We start from the raw sequence: 20,327 nt of genomic DNA on the forward strand, positions 1-20,327 counted from the left end.
GACCTTATCCCAATCCGTTGGCGCGGTCTTCCGCCTGCGCCTGCAATATCTTGCGGACCTCGGCCACCAATTCCGTCTCCCTGGCGGTAATCTGGGCCGGACGGCTTTCGCGCCAGGTCGTATTGTCTTCGATCTGCGCGGCGAGGCGCGCGCCCTCGACGAGGTCCTTGATCTGGATTTCGCCGTTTTCACGCTCCTGCGAGCCCTGGATGACGACGCAGGGCGCGCCGCGACGGTCGGCATATTTCATCTGCGGCTTCATGCCGGAGCCACCGAGATACATTTCCGCCCGGATACCCGCCTGGCGCAGTTCGGCAACCATTTTCTGGTAGCGTCCGAGGCTCGCCGTATCGCGGTCCATCACCAGGACGACCACCGGCCCTGCCCCATCCGATACGCCGAGCTTGCCGAGGTTCTTCAACGCCGTCATCAACCGCGAAACGCCGATCGAGAACCCCGTTGCCGGCACCGGCTCACCACGGAAGCGGGAGACGAGGCCATCATAGCGGCCGCCGCCGCCGACGGAGCCGAACACCACCTTCTCGCCCTTCTCATTGGTCACGTCGAAGGTCAGCTCTGCCTCGAAGACGGGGCCGGTGTAATATTCCAGCCCACGCACGACCGAAGGGTCGATCCTGACGCGGCCTTCATAGCCGCCCGCCCGGCACAGCGCCTCGATCGTTTCGAGTTCCGCAACGCCTTCGCTGCCCTTTTCATTGCCGCTGACCACCTGCCGGAGGTTGGCGATCGTCTCTTCGCCGCTGGCGCCGCCAGCCGAGGTGAAGTCGAGCACCTTGCCGATCGCCTCGTCATCGAGCCCGGCGCCCTTGGTGAAATCGCCGCTCTCGTCGAGCCGGCCCTTGCCGAGCAGCTCGCGCACGCCCTCGAGGCCGAACTTGTCGAGCTTGTCGATGGCCCGCAGCACGGTCAGGCGCCTGGCGATATTCTCATCGCCGGCAAGACCGATGGCGTCGAGCACGCCGTCGAGGACCTTGCGGTTATTGACGCGGATGACGTAATCGCCGCGCTTGATCTCCAGCGCCTCCATGACATCCGCCATCATCATGCACATTTCGGCATCGGCCGAGACCGACGGCGCGCCTACCGTATCGGCGTCGAACTGCATGAATTGCCGGAACCGGCCGGGACCGGGCTTTTCGTTGCGGAAGACCCAGCCGGCGCGATAGCTGCGATAGGGCTTGGCGATGGTTTCGAAGTTTTCAGCGACATGGCGCGCGAGCGGCGCCGTCAGGTCGTAGCGCAGCGACAACCATTGCTCGTCATCGTCCTGGAACGAGAACACGCCTTCGTTCGGCCGGTCCTGGTCGGGGAGGAACTTGCCCAGCGCGTCGGTATATTCGACGAGCGGCGTCTCGACCGGCTCGAAGCCATAGAGTTCGTAGACCTTGCGGATCTCGGCCATCATCTTTTCGGCGGCGCGCAGGTCCTCCGGGGCGCGGTCCACGAAACCGCGCGGAAGCCGCGCCTTAACCCTGTCCGCTTTCGTTGTCATGATGCTTGTCCGATATCCTGAAATGGGTACTCAATCTGAAATGCCGGCTGCGCCGGAACCTTCGGGGAAGGCTCTAGCGGATCACGCCCTGAAGGGCAAGGATCGAGACTAACGGGGCCGCCTGAACGCCGCGCGCAGATCCTCGACCTCCCGGCGGCATTTACACCCCTCGATATGGTCGTTGACCAGCCCCATGGCCTGCATGTGGGCGTACATCGTGGTCGGCCCGACGAAGCTCCAGCCGCGCTTCTTCAGGTCCTTGGACAGCCGCACGGAGGTGGGCGACGTGGGATTGGCGATCAGTGTCGGATAATCGACCCGCTTCGGCCTTTCGCCTTCATCCGGTTCGAACGACCAGAAATAGGCGGCGAGACTGCCCTTTTCCTCGATGAGTTCGATGGCGCGCTTCGCATTGTTGATCGCCGAATTTATCTTGCCGCGGTGCCTTATGATGCCGGCATCGGCCAGTAGCCGCTCCACATCGGCCTCGCCATAGCGCGCCACCTTGCGAAAGTCGAAACCGTCGAAGGCCGCGCGGAAATTCTCGCGCTTGCGCAGGATCGTCAGCCATGAGAGGCCGGACTGGAAGCCTTCGAGGCAGATCTTCTCGAACAGCCTTGTATCGTCCGCAACCGGGCGGCCCCATTCATGATCGTGGTAGCGGATATATTCCGGCAGATTGCCCGGCCAGGAGCAGCGGGCAAGCCCGTCCTCGCCCGTCATCAAGCCTGTTTTCGCCGCCACTTCCGTGCTCATGCTCGACCCCGATCGTTAAAAATTAACCAATTGCGACAAGAGACCGGTAACCATAACCGACAGTTCGGCCGCGGAATCGCCCATGCGGCCGATTTGTTCATCTTTTTCTACTGGAACCGGGGCAAACTCAACCCGAAACCTGACATGTGCCGTCAGCAGAGTGGGCTGTCAGCAGTGTTCCATCGAGAAAATCCATGATGATACGTCCATTTCTCATCTGCCTGCTTGCCTCGGCGATTGCTTCCAACGCCTTTGCCAGCGAACGCTATGCCACGCGGCCTCCGGTGGTGCTGAGCCCGGACGTGTCGGCGCCCTGGGTCAAGCAATTGCGCCAGCGCCCGGTCGGCAGGCCAGCCAATTCGCGCAATGTCAATCCGCGCAATTATGTCGTTTTCGACGACGAGCCGGTGCGGCCGGTGAAGCCACGCCGCAGCAAGCGTGCGCCGGCCGCCAATCCCGCGGCGCGGGAAGTGTCATTCCAGCGCCCGGAAGCACCGCCGAAGAGCGTGAAGAAAAAGCGCGAGATGGACCCGAAATTCCTGCCGCAGACGGTTGCCTATGACGGGCCCGAGCCGGCCGGCACGATCGTGATCGACACGGCGCAACGCTTTCTTTTCCTGGTGGAGGCCGATGGCACCGCGCATCGCTACGGTGTCGGCGTCGGCAAGGAAGGCTTCGGCTGGTCCGGCACCAATACGATCAGCCGCAAGGCCGAATGGCCCTCCTGGCATCCGCCGGCCGAAATGATCAGGCGCGAGAAGCGCAAGGGACGCATATTGCCGGCCCATATGGAAGGCGGCGTCGCCAATCCGCTCGGAGCAAGGGCGCTCTATCTCGGCTCGACGCTTTACCGCATCCATGGCACCAATGCGCCCTGGACCATCGGGCAATCCGTATCGAGCGGATGTATCCGGATGCGCAATGAAGACGTCATCGAGCTTTATGAGCGCGTGGGCGTCGGAACGAAAGTGATCGTGCGCTGAACAGGCCTCTCGTGGGGGGCCAGTGCTGGGGACAGTGCCGGGGGCCAGTGCTGGGGGCCAGTACTGGGGACGGCGTCGGGGGACGCCGGAGAATGGGGATGGCGCGTTGCACCGCCGTCCCCATTCGACTGTTCAGTGCAGCCGCTGCGCCGGCAGATTGGCCGGCGGCGGCCCGCCATAGGCCCAGTCGAGCAACTGGACCGTGTGGACCAGCGGCAGTTTCGTGCCGCCCGCCAATTGCGTCATGCAGCCGATATTGCCGGTGGCGACCATTGCCGCGCCGGTCGCTTCGATGTTGGCGAGCTTCCGGTCGCGCAGGGTACGGGCAATTTCGGGTTGCATGATGTTATAGGTGCCCGCCGACCCGCAGCAAAGATGGCCCTCCGCCGGTTCCTTCACCACGAAGCCGGCGGCCTGCAACAATTCCTTGGGCTGGCGGATGATTTTCTGGCCATGCTGCATCGAACAGGCCGAATGATAGGCGACGACCAGGCCCGGCGCGTGCTCCGGCGCGGGCAGTTCCAGGGCCGCGAGGAATTCGGTGACGTCCTTCGCCAGCGCCGACACGCGCGCCGCCTTTTCGGCATAGGCGGGATCGAGCCGCAGCATATAGCCGTAATCCTTGATCGTCGTGCCGCAGCCCGAGGCGGTGATGATGATGGCGTCGAGACCGGCCGATTCTATTTCCCTCGTCCAGACGTCGACGTTGCGGCGGGCATTGGCCAGCGCCTCGTCCTCGCGGCCCATATGATGGACGAGCGAGCCGCAACAGACTTCGCCGGCCGGCACGGCGACCTCCACGCCCAACCGCGTGAGGAGACGGATGGTCGCCGCATTGATCTCCGGATCGAGCACGGGCTGGGCGCAGCCGGTCAGCAATGCGACGCGGGCGCGGGGCGCCGATGCGGGCGAATGGACGGCGGGACGGGCGGAGGCGGAATCGGCCATGACGGTGCGGGGCGCGAGTTCCAGCATCGCCGCAAAGGGCCGCAACATACCGACCTTCCTGAGGAGCGGCGCCAATGGCCGGGCCAATCTGGCGGCCTTGAGCGCCACGCGGAAGCGCGCCGGAAAGGGCAGTACCTTCGCCAGCAGGGTCCGCGTCAGCCGGTCCGCCAGCGGCCGCCGATAGGTCTTTTCGATATGGGCGCGCGCATTGTCGACGAGGTGCATATAGTTGACGCCCGACGGGCACGTCGTCATGCAGGCGAGGCAGGACAGGCAGCGGTCGACATGCTTGACGATCTGCGCATCGGCGTCACGGCCGTTTTCGAGCATGTCCTTGATCAGGTAGATGCGGCCGCGCGGGCTGTCGAGTTCGTTGCCGAGCGTGACATAGGTCGGGCAGGTGGCGGTGCAGAAACCGCAATGGACGCATTTGCGCAGGATCTTTTCGGATTCTGCGACCCCGGGATCAAGCAATTGTTCGGGCGTGAAATTCGTCTGCAAGCTTAAACTCCTGCGACCATGCGGCCGGGATTGAGGATGTTTTCGGGATCGAACTGCTGTTTCAGCCGACGGGAAAGCGCCGCCAGCGCCTCTGCCTGCGGCTGGAACACCGCGGTCGATGCGCGGACCGCAACGGGCGCACGCACCAGCGTCGCGTGGCCGCCGCCATATTTCGCGATGAGCGCGCGCACGGCTTCCGCCTCCGGATCGCCTTCCATGCGCAGCCAGACGAGGCCGCCCTGCCAATCGTAGAACGCATCGACAGCCGCGCCCATGCGCAGCGACGCCACCAGCTTCCAGGCCTCCATCGGCGTCATGGAAACGCGCCAGACCGGGCGTTCGGTGCCATCGGCGAAAGGCGTCACGTCGCGTATGTCGCGCCATATATCCGCCGAAGCGGCACCCGAGACAGCGTCGATGTCGCCCGCCGCCACCAGAAGCTTGCGCAGCATCGCGGCACGATCTGCTACGGATGGCGCGAAACCTTCAAGCCGCAGCAGCGTCGCGGCTTCGCCGCCGAGCGCGCCGTCGGCCACCCGCCCCGCCACATTGGCGGGCAAATGCGCGGCTGCCGATACTTCGCCGCTCGAGCCCATGGCGATGGCCATTGCCCGCGCCGCAGCTTCGTCGTCGAGCCCGCGCAGCATGAGCGTCGTTTCCGTTTCGGGCAAGGGCAGGACCTTGAAGGTGATTTCCGAGGCCACGCCGAGCGTGCCCCAGGAATTGGCCATGCCCTTGGAAAGATCGTAGCCGGTGACATTCTTGACCACGCGCCCGCCGGACTTGAACACTTCGCCGCGCCCGGAGACGACGCGGACGCCCAGCACGTGATCGCGCGCCGAGCCAGACTTCAAGCGGCGGGGGCCACAAAGGTTCGTCGCAAGCAGGCCGCCCAGCGTGCCCTGCCCCGCCGGCCCGCCGAGGAGCCGGCCATAATCCATGGGCTCGAACTGGAACGACTGGCCATTCTCCGCCAGCAGCTTCTCGAGTTCGGCGACAGGCGTTCCCGCCCGCGCCGACAGCACGAGTTCGTCCGGCTCGTAGAAGATGACGCCGCCATAGGCCGCGAGCGAAACCGCATGTTCCGTCTGCACCGGCCGCCCAAGGCCGCGCTTCGAGCCCTGTCCGACTATCTCGATGGGTGTCGCGGCGCCGAGCGCCCATTGAACCGCATCGACGATCTCCGCCTCGGTGCCGGGAGTAAACACTGTCATCAGAATCTCGGCAGGTCGGGAAAGGGCAGCTTGCCGCGGTGGACGTGCATCCGCCCGAGCTCGGCGCAGCGGTGCAATTGCGGGAAGACCTTGCCCGGATTGAGGAGATGCCTGTCGTCAAAGGCGCATTTGACCCGGATCTGCTGGTTCAGGTCGGTTTCGTTGAACATTTCCGGCATGAGGTCGCGCTTTTCGATGCCGACGCCATGTTCGCCGGTCAGGACGCCGCCGACTTTTACGCATAGACGCAGGATATCCGCGCCAAAATCCTCCGCTTTCGCCAGTTCTTCGGGAATATTGGCATCATAAAGGATCAGCGGGTGGAGATTGCCATCCCCCGCATGGAAGACATTGGCGACCCTCAGGCCATACTTCTCCGACAGCGCGCGCATGCCGGCAAGGACGCCGGGCAAGGCCTTGCGGGGGATCGTCCCATCCATGCAGAGATAATCCGGCGAGATGCGTCCGACCGCCGGGAAGGCTGCCTTGCGCCCGGCCCAGAAGACCATGCGCTGTTCCTCGCTCTGCGACACGATGCAGGTGGTCGCACCATTGTCGCGGCCGATCGCCTCCACCATCGTGATCAGGTGATCGACCTCCACCGCCGGACCGTCCAGCTCGATGATGAGCAGCGCTTCGACGTCGAGCGGATAGCCGGCATGGACATAATCCTCCGCCGCATGGATGGCGGGGCGATCCATCATTTCCATGCCGCCGGGTATGATGCCCGCGGCAATGATATCGGCCACGCACCGCCCGGCCTCCTCGCTGGTCGGGAACCCCACCATGAGCGCACGCGCGGTTGCCGGCTTCTGCAGGATGCGCACCGTCACTTCGGTCACCACGCCGAGCAGGCCTTCCGATCCCGTCACCAGCCCGAGAAGGTCATAGCCCTCGCTGTCGAGGTGCTTGCCGCCGAGCCGGATGATTTCGCCGTTCATCAGCACCATTTCGAGGCCGAGCACATTATTGGCCGTAAGACCATATTTCAGGCAGTGCACACCGCCGGAGTTTTCCGCGATATTGCCGCCGATCGAACAGGCGATCTGCGATGAGGGATCGGGCGCATAGTAAAAGCCCTCATGCTCCACGGCGCGGGTGATGCCGAGATTGGTCACGCCCGGCTGCACGATCGCGGCGCGGTTGGGATAATCGATCTCGAGGATGCGATTGAACCGGGACATGACCAGGAGCACGCCGTCCTCCAGCGGCAGCGCACCGCCGGAGAGCGATGTGCCTGATCCGCGCGGCACCACTTTCACATTGTTGTCATGGCAATATTTCAGGATGCGGGAGACTTGGGCGACTGTCTGGGGCAGCACGACCACCAGCGGCAATTGCCGGTAGGCGGTCAGCGCGTCGGACTCGAAGGCGCGCATTTCGTTGACGGCATCGACAACGCCCTCCCCCGGCACGATGTCGCGCAGGGCGGCAACGATAGCCGCCCGCCGCGACAGCGTCGCCTCGTCCGCCTTCGGCATCACCAGACCAGACATCAAACCTCCCTAACGGCCTACCCGCCTTGCAAACGAACCGGTTCGGCCTCAGACTCCCATCACCGCATCTGGACGCTGATCATGACCACAGTCAACTTCAAACAGGCCCGCGGGCCGGACAAGCTGCGCATCTTCGCGATCGGCGACGTTCACGGCAGGCTCGACCTTCTGAAGGAAATGTACCGGCTCATCCAGGCAGAGAACGAGAAGACGCCGCCATTCGACTGGGTCATAGTGCATCTCGGCGACTATACGGATCGCGGGCCCGATTCCAAGGGTGTTCTCGATTTCCTCGTCGAGGCACAGCGGCGCAACCACCGCATCGTCGGGCTGGCCGGGAACCATGATGTCGGGCTGATCGATTTCATCGAAACCGGCGATCCGGCCGGCATATTCGCGCTCAATGGCGGCCGGCAAACCGCGCTTTCCTATGGAATCGACATCGATTTCCGCAATGCGCGCTCGGTCGCGGAGGGCCATCGCGCGCTGGTGGCGGCCATGCCGCCCGCCCATCTCGCCTTCCTGCGGGGCCTGGCGCGTTCGATCACGTTCGGCGACTTCTTCTTCTGTCACGCGGGGATCAGGCCGGGCGTCGAGCTTTCACGCCAGGATGCGGAGGATCTCATCTGGATCAGGTCGCAATTCCTGAACGATGCCCGGCTTTATCCCAAGGTGATCGTCCATGGCCACACGCCTGCGACCAATGTCGAAATCAGGCCGAACCGCGTCAATCTCGATACCGGCGCCTATGCGAGCGGTCGTCTCAGCGCGCTCATGATCGACTGCGCGGAGAAAACGCTGCTGGAGGCGCGCTGAGGGGCAAAAGTTCAGTGAAAGGAGGTGCTTACGCCATATCCATCCGAAGAGACCGTGTGTCCGCCGGCATCGACGGAGAACAGACCGACAGCCATGAACAATATTGCCGAAAGCATGAGGGCGGTCAAAAGGGCTGCATTTCTGGTGGTCATCGGAAGGGGTCCATCGTTTACTATCCTGGCGGCTGCCAGTTCGCTCGCCGCCAACTACAGGCCACACCTGTTACCAACTAGTGAATCAAGGACACGTTCCACACGAATCGGACAGGCCGCAGCGATTCGCAATTCAGCTGTTGCCCGGCTGCAACTATTCCGCGTTGCCGCAACCTAGATCAGCGCGACCCAGGCACGCGCCAATGCCAGCCCCGCTCTATCGGCCGCTGCGCCATTGCGCTGGCGGTGCATGGCATAGGCCTGCAGCCATTGCGGGTGGCCCGTTTCGATCTGATCGCGAAACGCCTCCGTCCATCGATCGACAAGCGCCACATCCGCCTCGAAATGAAACTGGATGCCATAGGCGGCCCGTCCGATCCGGAAGGCCTGGTTCGCGGTCTGGCCGCTGCTGGCAAGATGGATGGCGGACGGCGGCAGCGTAAAGCTGTCGCTGTGCCAGTGGAATATCGGGAAGCTGGCGCCGGCAGCGGCAAGAAACGGGTCGCGCAATCCCTCTTCGGTCAATGTGACGGGATGCCAGCCGAATTCGGGTGGCCGTCCGAGAATATTCGTGGCTCCATAGCCACGGGCGAGTATCTGGCTGCCGAGACAGATGCCGAGGACGGCCTTCCCGGCATCGCCGAACGCTGCCATCAGCTCGGCCAGTTGCGGCAGATAGGGGAAATCCTCGTCCGCCAGCGCGTTCTGGTCGCCGCCGAGGACGATCAGCGCGTCATGCGCGCCATGATCGGCGGGAAGCTCTTCGCCAAGATAGGGATGGCGATGGTCGATGCCGGCTTCCCGCTCGGACAGCGCCAGCGCCACGGCGCCGAGACCGGTGTCGCGGTAGTTTTGAATGACGAGGACGCGCATGGTGATTCCCGCTGGTGAAGGCCGCTTCGGGATATCACGGGGCACGGAGGACAGGAAGATGCCGTTGCAGAACAGGGTGACGCCCTTCGGCGAGATCGTCGCGGTGCCCGATCGCGGCCAGTTCATGGGCAATCGCGGCATCATACACGACCCTTCCGGCCGCACCCTGCTGCGGCGGCGGTGGACGACGCGGGCATGGATCATCTGCGTCTGCTCGTTCAGGAATGTCAGGCGGGACGTCATGGCGCGGCGAAGCTGGACCGAACTGTTCTTCTTCGACGAAGCGACGGCGCTCGCCGCCGGCCATCGCCCGTGCTTCTACTGCCGGAGGGAGCGTGCCCGGGCTTTCCAGTCTGCCTGGGCCGTCGGCAATGGCGACTATGCGCCGCCTCCCGCGCCCGCCATGGACAAGGTCCTGCACGCCCAGAGGCTGGAGGCTGGCGGCGCCAGGCGATATCATGATCTGCCCGACCCTATCGAACGGCTCCCGGGCGGGACCATGATCGCCGCCGATGGCGAGGCATTCCTGGTGCGGGACGGCAATCTTCCGCTGGTCGTGGCAGGGCTACCAGCCGGCGGCGGCGCCCGGCAATGCCGTCCTGCTCACCCCGCCGGCAACGGTGCTGGCGCTGCGGGCGGGATATCTTCCTTCCATCGGGCCTATGTCCTGAGCGATGCGGGCGTCGGCCGCAGGCTCCAGCCGAGGCTCGTTCCTGCCGCGGCCAGCAGAATGATGGCGGCGCCGATCAACTGGCTCGGCTGCAGGGCATGATCGAAGGCAACGTAATCGACGATGATCGCCGCAATCGGGTAGATGAAGGACAGCGCACCGGTGATATGGGTCGGCAGCCTCTGTATGGCGCTATAGAGCAGGATATACATGAGGCCCGTATGGATGATGCCGATGGCGACGATGCTCGCCCATTGCCGCGGCGATGCCGGCAGCGCATCGAATTGCGCAAAGGGAGCGAGCAGGACGACGCCGACCACGACCTGGATCAGGGCGATCAGATGCGGCGGCGTGCCGCGCAAATGCTTGGCGACGATGGACGCGATGGCATAGAGAAAGGCCGCGCCGAGCGCGAGGGCGATACCCGTCAGGTAATCGGCGCCATGCTGGCTGCCGCCCGGCTTTGCCTGCACGATGAGCACCATGCCGGCAAAGGCCAGGGACAGCCAGGCGAGCTTGCTGAAGGTGAGCTTTTCCTTGAAGAAGATCGCGCCAAGGCCGACCAGCATGAATGGCTGCACATTGTAGACCGTGGTGGCGATAGCGATGGAGGCGCGCGAATAGGCGGCGAAGAGCAGCACCCAGTTCAATACGATCGCGACGCCGCCGAGAACCGCGATGGCGAGCAGACGTGGCGGTATCGGCCGCAGCAGGCCCATATAGCCGCAAACCAGGAGCAGTGTCGCGGCGCCGATCGCGCAGCGCCAGAACACGACGGACGACACCGCCTGCCCCGACATCAGGACGAACCATCCTATCGTTCCCGAAATGAGCATGGCCGCCGTCATCTCGGCGCCGCCCCTGAAAATATCCCTGTCCATCGCATTTCTCCTTCTGTGCCCTGATATTATGCGGCGAACCGGGGTTTTGCCATGTCTGCACAAAAGTGATAGAGTTGGATGGCCTAATAAATTTAGGCTGCATGGGACAATCGCCTTATCTTACAAATGCAGGACAATCATGCTCGATCAGTTTGACAAGATCATCGTCGAGGCCCTGGCGGCGGATGCGAGAATTTCGCTGAAGGAACTGGCCAACAAGGCGGGGCTTTCCTCGCCCAGCGTCGCGGAGCGATTGAAGCGACTGGAGGAGCGCAAGGTCATCAGCGCCTTTACGGTCGAACTCGATCCCACGGCGCTCGGCTATAGTCTCTGCGCCATCGTCCGCGTCAGGCCATTGCCGGGCATGCTGCATATCGTCGAGCGCCTGATCCAGGAAACGCCGGAGATAACAGAGTGCGACAAGGTCACCGGCGATGATTGCTTCATCGGGAAACTGCATTTCCGGTCGATGCAGCAACTGGACTCCATCCTTGACCGCCTGGCGGAAAAAGCTGAAACCAACACGTCTATCGTCAAATCGACCACGGTGAAGCGCCGCCTGCCGCCGCTCGACTGACCCAGCCAGGAACGACCCATGCGTGCCAATTATCGAATGCAACGGCTCTATGTGACGGGCGATCTCGCCAAAGACGCGCGGATTGACGCCACGCCGGAGCAGGTCAACTACCTCGTGAACGTCCTGCGCATGGCGGAGGGAGATGAGGTTCTTCTCTTCAACGGGCGCGATGGCGAGTGGAAGGCCGTGCTGAAGCCGGAAACCCGGAAGAAGCTGGCGCTGGTGCCGGCGGAACCGGTTCGCGAGCAGCCGCCGCTGCCCGATCTGATCTATTGCTTTGCGCCGCTGAAGCAGGGACGCCTCGACTACATGGTGCAAAAGGCCGTGGAGATGGGTGCGGGCGTGCTGCAACCGGTGATCACCCAGCACACGCAGGTCTCGCGTATCGGTATCGACCGCATCAGGGCGAATGCGATCGAGGCAGCCGAGCAATGCGGCGTTCTCGCCATCCCGGCCGTCCATGAGCCGGTGAAGCTCGAACGGCTGCTGGATGACTGGGCGCCGGCGCGGCGCCTGATCTTCTGCGACGAGGGGCATGGCACGCACAATCCGCTGCCATTGCTGCAGGCGCTGCCGCGGCAACCGCTCGGCGTGATCATCGGGCCGGAGGGTGGCTTCTCGGAGCAGGAGCGGCAGGCCCTGCGCGCGCTGCCATTCGTGACGCCAATTCCGCTGGGTCAGCGCATATTGCGCGCCGATACGGCCGCGGTCGCCGCACTCGCCCTTATCCAGGCCACATTGGGAGACTGGTAGAAGCAACTTCTATTGATGGAAGCATCAGCGAAATTTGCTTGCGCTCAACCGCAAAAAATGGCCAATCACGCCCACGAATATTCAAGAATGGAAAACATCGTCCATGGCGCGCGACACGACCGACGAAACCGTCATCGATAATGAGGAAACACTGGCGGCCTACCTCGCCCAGGGCTGCAAACCGCAGGCCGCATGGCGCATCGGCACCGAACACGAAAAGTTTCCGTTCTATACCGAAGATCACAGTCCCGTTCCCTATGAGGGCGAGCGCGGCATACGCGCCATTCTCGAAGGCATGCAGTCGAAGCTCGGCTGGGAGCCGATCATCGACGAAGGCAATATAATCGGCCTCGTCGAACCCACCGGACAAGGCGCCATTTCCCTGGAGCCGGGCGGCCAGTTCGAGCTCTCGGGCGCGCCGCTTGCCTCCATCCACCAGACCTGCCGCGAGACGAACGCCCATCTGGCGCAGGTGCGCGAGATCGCCGAGCCGCTGGGCATCCGCTTCCTCGGCCTCGGCGGCAGTCCGAAATGGACGCTGGCCGATACGCCGCGCATGCCGAAATCACGATACAAGATCATGACCGACTATATGCCGAAGGTCGGCACGGACGGCCTGAACATGATGTATCGCACCTGCACGATCCAGGTGAATCTCGACTTCGCTTCCGAGACCGACATGCGCCGCAAGATGCAGGTATCGATGAAGCTCCAATCGATCGCCACCGCGCTGTTCGCCATGTCTCCCTTCACCGAAGGCACGCCGAACGGGCTGCTGTCATGGCGCTCCGACATCTGGCGCGATACGGACAATAATCGCTCCGGCGTCCTGCCCTTCGTGTTCAACGAGAATTTCGGCTTTGCCGATTATGTGGACTGGGCGCTCGACGTGCCGATGTATTTCGTCATGCGCCGCGGCCATTATTACGACTGCACCCATGTGACGTTCCGCCAGTTCATGAATGGCGACCTGAAGGATTCGATCCCGGACGGCGTTCCGAACATGGGGGATTGGGCGAACCATCTTTCGACGCTCTTCCCCGAGGTGCGCCTCAAGCGCTTCCTCGAAATGCGCGGGGCGGACGGTGGTCCCTGGCGGCGCATCTGCGCCCTGCCCGCATTCTGGGTCGGCCTGCTCTACGATGCGGAAGCATTGAACGCAGCCGAGGCGCTGACGCGCGACTGGTCCTACGAGGCGGTGCAGGAACTGCGCGACGAGGTGCCGGCAAAGGGGCTGCAGGCAAGTCTCGGCAATCGTTCCGTGCTGGAGATTTCGCGCGACGTGATCGCAATTTCCCGCCTTGGCCTGAAGAATCGCGGCATTCTCAACAGCGAAGGCTTCGACGAGACGCATTATCTGGCATCGCTCGAGGAAGTGGTGGCGCGCGGAACGACTTCGGCGGAGCAGATGCTGTCGCAATATCGGACGGTCTGGGGCAACTCGGTCGAGCCGGCATTCCTCGAATATGCCTATTAGGGCTTTCGCACGATGATCGCGGAAGCCGTCAGACAGGCGGATTGAACAGGGCGAGCAAGGAGGACTACGCATGACCAGAACCATTCTCATCACCGGCGGCAGCCGCGGCATCGGTCGATCGGCAGCGATCCTGGCGGGGCAAAGAGGATGGTCGGTCGGCGTGAATTATATCGGCAACAAGCAGGCGGCCGATGAAGTCGTCAAGGCCGTTGCGGATGCCGGCGGCAAGGCGATCGCCATCAAGGGCGACGTCGCCGACGAAGCCGACGTCGTCGCCATGTTCGAGCGCACGGTGGCGGAACTCGGTCCGCTCGACGGCGTCGTCGTCAATGCGGGCATCGTCGCCCCTCCGCAACGGCTCATGGACATGAGCGCCGAGCGCATGCGGCGGATATTCGACGTCAATGTCCTTGGCGCCTATCTGTGCGCCCGCGAATCCGTACGCCGCCTCGCCCGCTCCAGCGGCGGCAAGGGCGGCTCGATCGTCCTATTGTCCTCGGCGGCGGCAAGGCTCGGCGCGCCGGGCGAATATGTCGACTATGCCGGGGCGAAAGGCGCTGTCGATACGCTGGCGATCGGCCTTTCCAAGGAGGTCGGGCCGGAGGGCATCCGCGTCAACGCCGTGCGGCCGGGGCTGATCGAAACCGATATCCATGCGAGCGGCGGCCAGCCGGACCGCGCCCGGCGTCTCGGCGTGACGGCTCCGCTCGGCCGGGCCGGAACCGCCGACGAAGTGGGCGAATCGATCGTCTGGCTGCTCGGCGATGCGTCATCCTACGTCACCGGCGCCATCATCGACGTGACGGGTGGCCGGTAAGACATTTTGAGTAGCGCCGCGCGGCTTCTGTGCTATGCGGGGAAAAACATTCACGCGGAACATCGAGCCATGGCAAAATACAAAGCGCTGTCGGAAGCCTTCATTCCCGAGCTTCCCAATTATTATCAGGGCAAGGTGCGGGAGAATTACGATCTCGCCGATGACCGGCGCATCATCATCGCCACCGACCGGATCAGCGCGTTCGACCGGATTCTCGCTTCCATCCCGCTCAAGGGCCGCGTCCTGACGCAGACGGCGCGCTATCAGTTCGAGAAGACCGCGGATATCTGCCCCAACCATGTGCTGGAATATCCGGACCCGAACGTCCTGGTCTGCCGGAAACTCGAAATCCTCCCGGTAGAGATCGTCGTGCGCGGCTATCTGGCCGGGACGACGAGCACCTCCGTCCTGACGCAGTACAAGGCCGGCAAACGGCAGATGTACGGCTTCACCCTGCCTGACGGCATGCAGGACAATGAAAAACTGCCGCGTGCGATCATCACGCCGACTTCGAAGGCTTTCGACGGCGCACATGACGAGCCGTTGACGGCCGACGACATACTCCGGCAGGGCCTGCTCACCCCGCAACAATGGGAAATGGTTTCGGACTATGCCCTGCGGCTCTTCGAGCGCGGCCAGGCGATCGCGGCGGAGCGCGGCCTGATACTGGCCGATACGAAATACGAGTTCGGCACCGACAAGGACGGCCAGGTCGTCCTCGCCGACGAAATCCACACGCCGGATTCGAGCCGTTACTGGTTCGCCGACAGCTACCGGGCAGGCCAGCGGCCGGTCAGCTTCGACAAGGACTTCGTCCGCAACTGGGTGGTCGAGCGCTGCGACCCCTACAAGGATGACGTTCCGGAAATTCCCGAGGATGTGATCGACGCAACGACGAAGGTCTATGTCCAGGCCTACGAGACCATAACCGGCAACAGTTTTGACGCCGGCGATGCCTCGGTCGATCCGCTGGAGCGCATTCGCGGCAATCTCCGTTCGTACTTTTAAAGGCGCCCGCATTGGTGCTACTCTCCGTTCCTTGAGTTGGAGGAGGCATGGCAATGAATCTCGTCGATATGTTCCTGAAGGGTCAGGACGGTCAGAACATCGAAGCGCTGGCGCGGCAGTTCAATCTGTCGCAACAGCAGGCGCAGGATGCGATCGAGGCGCTGATGCCGGCCTTTTCACAAGGCCTGCGGCGCAATACCGCCGATCCGATGGGCATGGGCAGCTTCGTCCAGGCATTGTCGGGCGGCCAGCACGTCAATTATTTCGACAATCCGCAAGCCGCATTCAACCCATCGGGCGTAGCCGACGGCAATGCGGTACTCGGCCAGCTGTTCGGCTCGAAGGACCTGTCGCGAGCCGTGGCCGAACACGCTTCCAAAGTCACGGGCCTGACCACGGACACGCTCAAACAGATGCTGCCGGTCGTCGCCTCGATGCTGATGGGCGGCTTGTACAAGAAGTCCACCGGCCAGTTCGCCGCTGCCGGGCTTGGCGGCGGCAACGTCATCGGCGATCTTATCGAGCAGATGATGAAGCAGGCGGGCGGAGCAGCGGCACAGCCCGGAGGACAGGCGCAGAGCCCCGGCGGCGCGGCCAACCCCTCGGCAAATCCTTGGGGCGACCTCATCGAGGGCATGTTCGGCGGCAGTCGCGGGCAGGCGCCGGGCAATGCCGGTGGCGGCATGGCTGGGGGCGGCACGGCGGGCGACAACCCGCTCGGCAGGATATTCGAGGAGATGATGCGGGGCGGACAGCCGCCCGCCGCTCCTTCGCAGCCCACGGGGCCCAATGGCAGTGGCGGTGCCGGACAGAACCCGTTCGGGGACAGTCCTTTCGGCAAGATATTCGAGGAAATGATGAAGGGCGCGCAGCAGCGCCAGCCGGCGCCGGCGCCCTCGCCCGAACCGGAAGCACCGCAGCCCTCGGCAACGCCTTCGCCGGCGGACAATCCGTTGAAGGACATGCTCGACCAGATGTTCGAGAGCGGCCGGAAGACCAATGAAACCTATCAGAAGGGCGTCGAATCCATCTTCGACCAATATCTGCGCGGCATGGACCGCAACCGCTAAAGAAAAAGCCCGGCCATCTTGCGAGATGCAAAATGGGCCGGGCAGGAGGCAGGCGGGGCGCCGGGAGGGGATTCCGGCGTGAATGGGCGCCTGCTAGCTCTGGCTAGCTGATGGACCGGGCAGCGCGAATGCGATTTCGCATATCGGCAAGCGTGCCCAGCCTTTCGCTGGGATCTTCCAACATCGAAGTCCCGAGGGCCGAATGAAGATCGGCCCGCGTCAATCCAATGTCATGCAGCATCTGATCGTTCCATTCGCCGAGGCTCATGATCGTGCGACGGTTGCGTTGGGCGACGACCAGGCGAATGACAAAGCGGTAAGCCTCGGACGCCGCTTTCGCGATCGTGCCCGTGAAGCCGGTTACTGCGGTTGTTTTCGTGATAGTCGTCATCGCCCATACTCCTTTTGAATGGCGATCAAGAAATTGAACTTGCGGAGAACCATTTCTCCGCCTTGCACGGACCTTTCGGCTCCATGCTTCCTGAACATCCGCAAAATGATACAGAAAGATTGATTATTCAAACGAATGTTTTTAATCTAAACCTTCAATATTAATGATGGATCATCAACCGGGATGCCCGCCATGAACGCACCGCTCGATCTAGATCAATTGCAGACATTTACCGCGATTGCCGATCTCGGCAGCTTCACCAAGGCCGCCGACAAGGTGAACAAGACCCAGTCTGCCGTTTCGATGCAGATGCGGCGGCTGGAGGAGCGTGTTTCAAAGCCGCTTTTCGAGCGCGACGGACGGATGAACCGCCTGACCGAGGATGGCGAGCGGCTCCTCGCCTATGCGCGCAGGATATTGCAGCTCAACAATGAAACGCTGGCGGCATTCGACGATACGCAGCTCCAGGGCCACATCCGCATCGGCACACCCGACGATTATGCCGACCGGTTCCTGCCCGAGATCATGGCGCGGTTTTCCCGCTCCAATCCGCGCGTCGAACTGTCGGTTGTGTGCGAACCGACCGTCAATCTCGACGAGATGATCCGCAAGGGCCAGCTCGACCTTGCCTTGGTCACGCAATGCGACGAGCAGCGCCGCTCCGAGGTGGTGCGCAGCGAGCAACTCCTGTGGGTGACTTCGGCGAACCACAATGTCCATGAGGAGGACGTGTTGCCGCTCGCGGTCGGCCGTCCGACCTGCATCTGGCGCGCTGCCGCCATCGACGTCCTCGATTCGATGAACCACGACTATCGCATCCTGTTCACGAGCTGGTCCGCCACGGTTCTCGCCGCCGCCGTTCTCGCGGGCCTCGCGGTTTCGATCCTGCCGGAATGCGCGCTTCGCCCCGGGATGCGCGTGCTGACCGAGGCCGACGGTTTCGGCCGGCTGCCGGAATTCGGCATCGGCATCATGCGCGGCCATTCCAAGCCTTCGGCAATCGTCGATGCGCTGGTCCAGCACATCGTCGAGAGCCTGGACAATCTCTCGATGCCGACACCCGTCAGCATGGCGCAGAACGCCGTGCCGATGGCGGCGAACCAGCGCCTGCGGCAGGTCCGCTCTACGGAACTCGTCCCCGGCTGGTAGCTACATGCTGCCTTGCCAGGCCTTGATCGCCTCGAGCGGGTAAAGCAGCATGACGACATTGAGCGTGAGATTGTCGCGGATCACCCAGCCGGCGAGCAGCTCGAAGAATATGGCGAGGACGACCGTCAGCCAGACTGGCGCGCGGGCGGCAAAGAAGAAGCCGAGGACCATGAACAGGATATCGCTGACCGAGTTCAGCACGCTGTCGCCCACATAGCCGAGCGCGATGGTGGCCTCGCGGTAGCGGTCGATCACCATGTCCGTGTTTTCGAAGATCTCCCAGGCCGCTTCGACGAATATGGCACCGAGAAGCCGTTCGCCCAGCGGACGGCGCCGCGCCGCGACCCAGAGGATTCCATAGAAGATGAAACCGTGAATGATATGGGATAGCGTGTACCAATCGGCGATATGCTGCGAATTGTCAGCCGAATTCGTCTCGCCGACCCAGAATTTCACGGTGCCGCAGGTGCAGATGGGATTGCGGCCCATGAACAGGAGGATCGCGGCTGCGATGGCTATCATCAGCAATGCGAGGACGAGATAATGCCGCAGGGAAAGGCGTGAGGCAGCAATGGTTTCAGTGGCGGGCATCTAACACTCCTGTCCTTTCGCGATGCTGACCAGCGGTTATTCGCCTGGGGGCAATAAAGCAATCCCATAATGCGCCGCTTGACCTTCCTTCCGCTGCCGATAGGAATAGGACATGACCGAAAAGACCGACTCCACCTCCAATGTCGCCGAATTCACCGTTTCGGAAATCTCCGGCGCGCTCAAGCGGACCGTCGAGGAAGCATTCGGCCATGTCCGGGTGCGCGGAGAAATATCCGGCTATCGCGGTCCGCATTCGTCGGGCCATGCCTATTTCTCGTTGAAGGACGACAAGGCGCGGATCGAGGCCGTGATCTGGCGCGGATCGATGAGCCGCCTGCGCTTCCAGCCGGAAGAAGGCATGGAAGTCATCGCCACCGGCAAGCTCACCACCTATCCCGGGTCGTCCAAATACCAGATCGTCATCGAACAAATGGAGCCGGCAGGGGCCGGAGCGCTGATGGCGCTTCTGGAGGAACGCAAGCGCCGGCTCGGCGCGGAGGGGCTTTTCGACGCAGCCGCCAAGCAGCTCATCCCCTATATGCCGCACGTGATCGGGGTCGTCACCTCGCCGACCGGAGCGGTCATCCGCGACATCATCCATCGCATCACCGATCGCTTTCCAGTCCATGTCATCGTCTGGCCGGTGCGCGTGCAGGGCGAGACCTCCGGCATGGAAGTCGCCAATGCGATCAGCGGCTTCAACCAGTTCGGCGGATCGCCGGAGCTGCCACGGCCCGATGTGCTGATCGTGGCGCGCGGCGGCGGCAGCCTCGAAGACCTTTGGGGCTTCAATGACGAAGCCGTCGTCCGCGCCGTGGCCGCGTCGCATATCCCGGTCATCTCGGCCGTCGGCCATGAGACGGATTGGACACTTATCGACCTTGCGGCGGATGTGCGCGCACCGACGCCGACCGGAGCCGCGGAAATGGCGGTTCCGGTCAAGGCCGATCTCGAGGCCGCGGTGGCGGGGCTCGGCGCGCGCCTTTCCTCCGGCATGTCGCGCTACCTTTCACGGCGCAAGGATACGCAGCGGGCCCTCGCCCGCGCGCTGCCATCGGCCGACCAGTTGCTGGCATTGCCGCGGCGCCACTTCGACGAGACGGCCGCAAGGCTCAGCCGTGCCCTTCTCGCCAATACGCAGAAGAAGCGCGGCGAATTCGATGGCTGCGCCCGCCTGCTTTCGCCAAGGCTGCTGCATCGCAGCTTCCGTGAGAGACGACAGGAACTTGCTGCAGTGGGAAACCGCCTGCCCCGCTGTCTCGACGTCTTCCTCAGGGATCGCCGCGCATCATATCTGCGGCGTGCGGGGCGCCTGACGGTGGAGCCGATCGCCCGCACCGCCATGCGCGGACGGCACCATTGGCAACAACTCGAACGGCGCCAGACCAACGCCATCGATCAGGTCCTCGAGCGCTTCAAACAGCGCAGCGGCGAATTGCAGCGCCTGATGAAGACATTGTCGCATGAGAGTGTCCTGGAGCGGGGTTTTGCTCTCGTGCTCGATGCCGAAGGCGTGCCGGTCAAGCGCGCCGCTTCGATCGCCATCGGCGACGAGCTGCTGCTGAAATTCCAGGATGGCGACGTCGGGGCAACGGCAACGGGCGGCCAGACTGAAAAACCACGGCCGAAGCCGACGCCCCCGGCCAAGAAAGCTCCGGTCCCCGTCGGCTCGCAGGGCTCGTTGTTCTGAA

20 protein-coding genes and 1 pseudogene are annotated in these 20,327 nt (G+C 63.3%); 11 read left to right on the forward strand and 10 right to left on the reverse strand.

Annotation, left to right across the window (positions count from 1 at the left end; all coding sequences use genetic code 11):
* Positions 1–4 precede the first annotated feature (4 nt).
* Entirely contained in the window at positions 5–1,513 is a 1,509-nt protein-coding gene (hisS, locus tag M8997_RS15935; protein WP_250015196.1) for a histidine--tRNA ligase, read from the reverse strand.
* 108 nt (positions 1,514–1,621) lie between these two features.
* Positions 1,622–2,269 (reverse strand): DNA-3-methyladenine glycosylase I, encoded by a 648-nt coding sequence (locus tag M8997_RS15940; protein ID WP_250015198.1) that lies wholly within the window; start codon positions 2,267–2,269, stop codon positions 1,622–1,624.
* Between the two features lie 194 nt (positions 2,270–2,463).
* Here M8997_RS15940 and M8997_RS15945 point away from each other — a divergent pair, with 194 nt between their 5' ends.
* Positions 2,464–3,252: a L,D-transpeptidase gene (locus tag M8997_RS15945; RefSeq protein WP_250015200.1), complete on the forward strand. Its 789-nt coding sequence runs from the start codon at positions 2,464–2,466 to the stop codon at positions 3,250–3,252.
* A gap of 132 nt (positions 3,253–3,384) precedes the next feature.
* Here M8997_RS15945 and glcF read toward each other — a convergent pair whose 3' ends face one another.
* The 3 genes from glcF to M8997_RS15960 are packed head-to-tail and all read right to left on the reverse strand — an operon-like array spanning position 3,385 to position 7,411.
* A complete protein-coding gene (gene glcF / locus M8997_RS15950; protein WP_250015202.1) occupies positions 3,385–4,701 on the reverse strand; it encodes a glycolate oxidase subunit GlcF in 1,317 nt (438 codons plus the stop codon).
* 2 nt (positions 4,702–4,703) lie between these two features.
* A complete protein-coding gene (gene glcE / locus M8997_RS15955) occupies positions 4,704–5,915 on the reverse strand; it encodes a glycolate oxidase subunit GlcE (protein WP_250015204.1) in 1,212 nt (403 codons plus the stop codon).
* Complete coding sequence (locus M8997_RS15960; protein ID WP_250015206.1) at positions 5,915–7,411, reverse strand: FAD-linked oxidase C-terminal domain-containing protein; 1,497 nt, start codon at positions 7,409–7,411, stop codon at positions 5,915–5,917. The genes glcE and M8997_RS15960 overlap by 1 nt, the downstream gene beginning before the upstream one ends.
* A gap of 81 nt (positions 7,412–7,492) precedes the next feature.
* Here M8997_RS15960 and M8997_RS15965 point away from each other — a divergent pair, with 81 nt between their 5' ends.
* Positions 7,493–8,227, forward strand: coding sequence for a metallophosphoesterase (locus M8997_RS15965; protein ID WP_250015208.1), 735 nt, complete (start codon positions 7,493–7,495; stop codon positions 8,225–8,227).
* 11 nt (positions 8,228–8,238) lie between these two features.
* Here M8997_RS15965 and M8997_RS15970 read toward each other — a convergent pair whose 3' ends face one another.
* Together M8997_RS15970 and M8997_RS15975 are read right to left on the reverse strand one after the other, a co-directional pair.
* Positions 8,239–8,379, reverse strand: a complete 141-nt coding sequence (locus M8997_RS15970; protein ID WP_250015210.1) for a hypothetical protein — start codon at positions 8,377–8,379, stop codon at positions 8,239–8,241.
* Between the two features lie 174 nt (positions 8,380–8,553).
* Positions 8,554–9,252 carry a type 1 glutamine amidotransferase gene (locus M8997_RS15975; RefSeq protein ID WP_250015212.1) on the reverse strand — a complete coding sequence of 233 codons (699 nt, stop codon included), beginning with the start codon at positions 9,250–9,252 and terminating at the stop codon, positions 8,554–8,556.
* A 58-nt stretch (positions 9,253–9,310) separates the two neighbouring features.
* Between M8997_RS15975 and M8997_RS15980 the strand changes: the two are divergent.
* Positions 9,311–9,923: pseudogene (locus M8997_RS15980) on the forward strand (hypothetical protein).
* Here M8997_RS15980 and M8997_RS15985 read toward each other — a convergent pair.
* Positions 9,913–10,803 carry a DMT family transporter gene (locus M8997_RS15985; RefSeq protein ID WP_250015215.1) on the reverse strand — a complete coding sequence of 297 codons (891 nt, stop codon included), beginning with the start codon at positions 10,801–10,803 and terminating at the stop codon, positions 9,913–9,915. The pseudogene M8997_RS15980 and the gene M8997_RS15985 sit on opposite strands and share 11 nt — an antisense overlap.
* 139 nt (positions 10,804–10,942) lie before the next feature.
* On the opposite strand from M8997_RS15985, the gene M8997_RS15990 reads away from it, so the two are divergent.
* The 6 genes from M8997_RS15990 (at position 10,943) to M8997_RS16015 (ending at position 16,505) form a co-directional block, all read left to right on the forward strand.
* Positions 10,943–11,380 carry an Lrp/AsnC family transcriptional regulator gene (locus M8997_RS15990; protein WP_250015217.1) on the forward strand — a complete coding sequence of 146 codons (438 nt, stop codon included), beginning with the start codon at positions 10,943–10,945 and terminating at the stop codon, positions 11,378–11,380.
* An 18-nt stretch (positions 11,381–11,398) separates the two neighbouring features.
* A complete protein-coding gene (locus tag M8997_RS15995) occupies positions 11,399–12,133 on the forward strand; it encodes a 16S rRNA (uracil(1498)-N(3))-methyltransferase (RefSeq protein ID WP_250015219.1) in 735 nt (244 codons plus the stop codon).
* 103 nt (positions 12,134–12,236) lie between these two features.
* Positions 12,237–13,610 carry a glutamate--cysteine ligase gene (locus tag M8997_RS16000; protein ID WP_250015222.1) on the forward strand — a complete coding sequence of 458 codons (1,374 nt, stop codon included), beginning with the start codon at positions 12,237–12,239 and terminating at the stop codon, positions 13,608–13,610.
* A gap of 70 nt (positions 13,611–13,680) precedes the next feature.
* Complete coding sequence (locus M8997_RS16005; protein WP_250015224.1) at positions 13,681–14,427, forward strand: SDR family oxidoreductase; 747 nt, start codon at positions 13,681–13,683, stop codon at positions 14,425–14,427.
* Between the two features lie 69 nt (positions 14,428–14,496).
* Positions 14,497–15,435, forward strand: coding sequence for a phosphoribosylaminoimidazolesuccinocarboxamide synthase (locus M8997_RS16010; protein ID WP_250015226.1), 939 nt, complete (start codon positions 14,497–14,499; stop codon positions 15,433–15,435).
* 53 nt (positions 15,436–15,488) lie between these two features.
* Positions 15,489–16,505: a DUF937 domain-containing protein gene (locus tag M8997_RS16015; protein WP_250015229.1), complete on the forward strand. Its 1,017-nt coding sequence runs from the start codon at positions 15,489–15,491 to the stop codon at positions 16,503–16,505.
* A 103-nt stretch (positions 16,506–16,608) separates the two neighbouring features.
* On the opposite strand, the gene M8997_RS16020 is transcribed toward M8997_RS16015, so the two are convergent.
* Positions 16,609–16,896 (reverse strand): DUF1127 domain-containing protein, encoded by a 288-nt coding sequence (locus tag M8997_RS16020; RefSeq protein ID WP_250015231.1) that lies wholly within the window; start codon positions 16,894–16,896, stop codon positions 16,609–16,611.
* 192 nt (positions 16,897–17,088) lie between these two features.
* Between M8997_RS16020 and M8997_RS16025 the strand changes: the two genes are divergently transcribed.
* Positions 17,089–18,045 (forward strand): LysR substrate-binding domain-containing protein, encoded by a 957-nt coding sequence (locus M8997_RS16025; RefSeq protein WP_250015233.1) that lies wholly within the window; start codon positions 17,089–17,091, stop codon positions 18,043–18,045.
* Here M8997_RS16025 and M8997_RS16030 read toward each other — a convergent pair whose 3' ends face one another.
* On the reverse strand, positions 18,046–18,636 hold the full coding sequence (locus M8997_RS16030) for a DUF2585 domain-containing protein (protein WP_250015235.1): 591 nt from the start codon (positions 18,634–18,636) through the stop codon (positions 18,046–18,048). It lies immediately after the preceding gene.
* 112 nt (positions 18,637–18,748) lie between these two features.
* Here M8997_RS16030 and xseA point away from each other — a divergent pair, with 112 nt between their 5' ends.
* The gene (gene xseA / locus M8997_RS16035; protein ID WP_250015237.1) at positions 18,749–20,326 is read left to right on the forward strand and encodes an exodeoxyribonuclease VII large subunit; all 1,578 of its coding nucleotides are present in this window, start codon (positions 18,749–18,751) and stop codon (positions 20,324–20,326) included.
* Position 20,327 lies beyond the last annotated feature (1 nt).

The sequence above is a fragment of the Phyllobacterium sp. 21LDTY02-6 genome (assembly GCF_023554255.2).
Classification (GTDB): domain Bacteria; phylum Pseudomonadota; class Alphaproteobacteria; order Rhizobiales; family Rhizobiaceae; genus Phyllobacterium.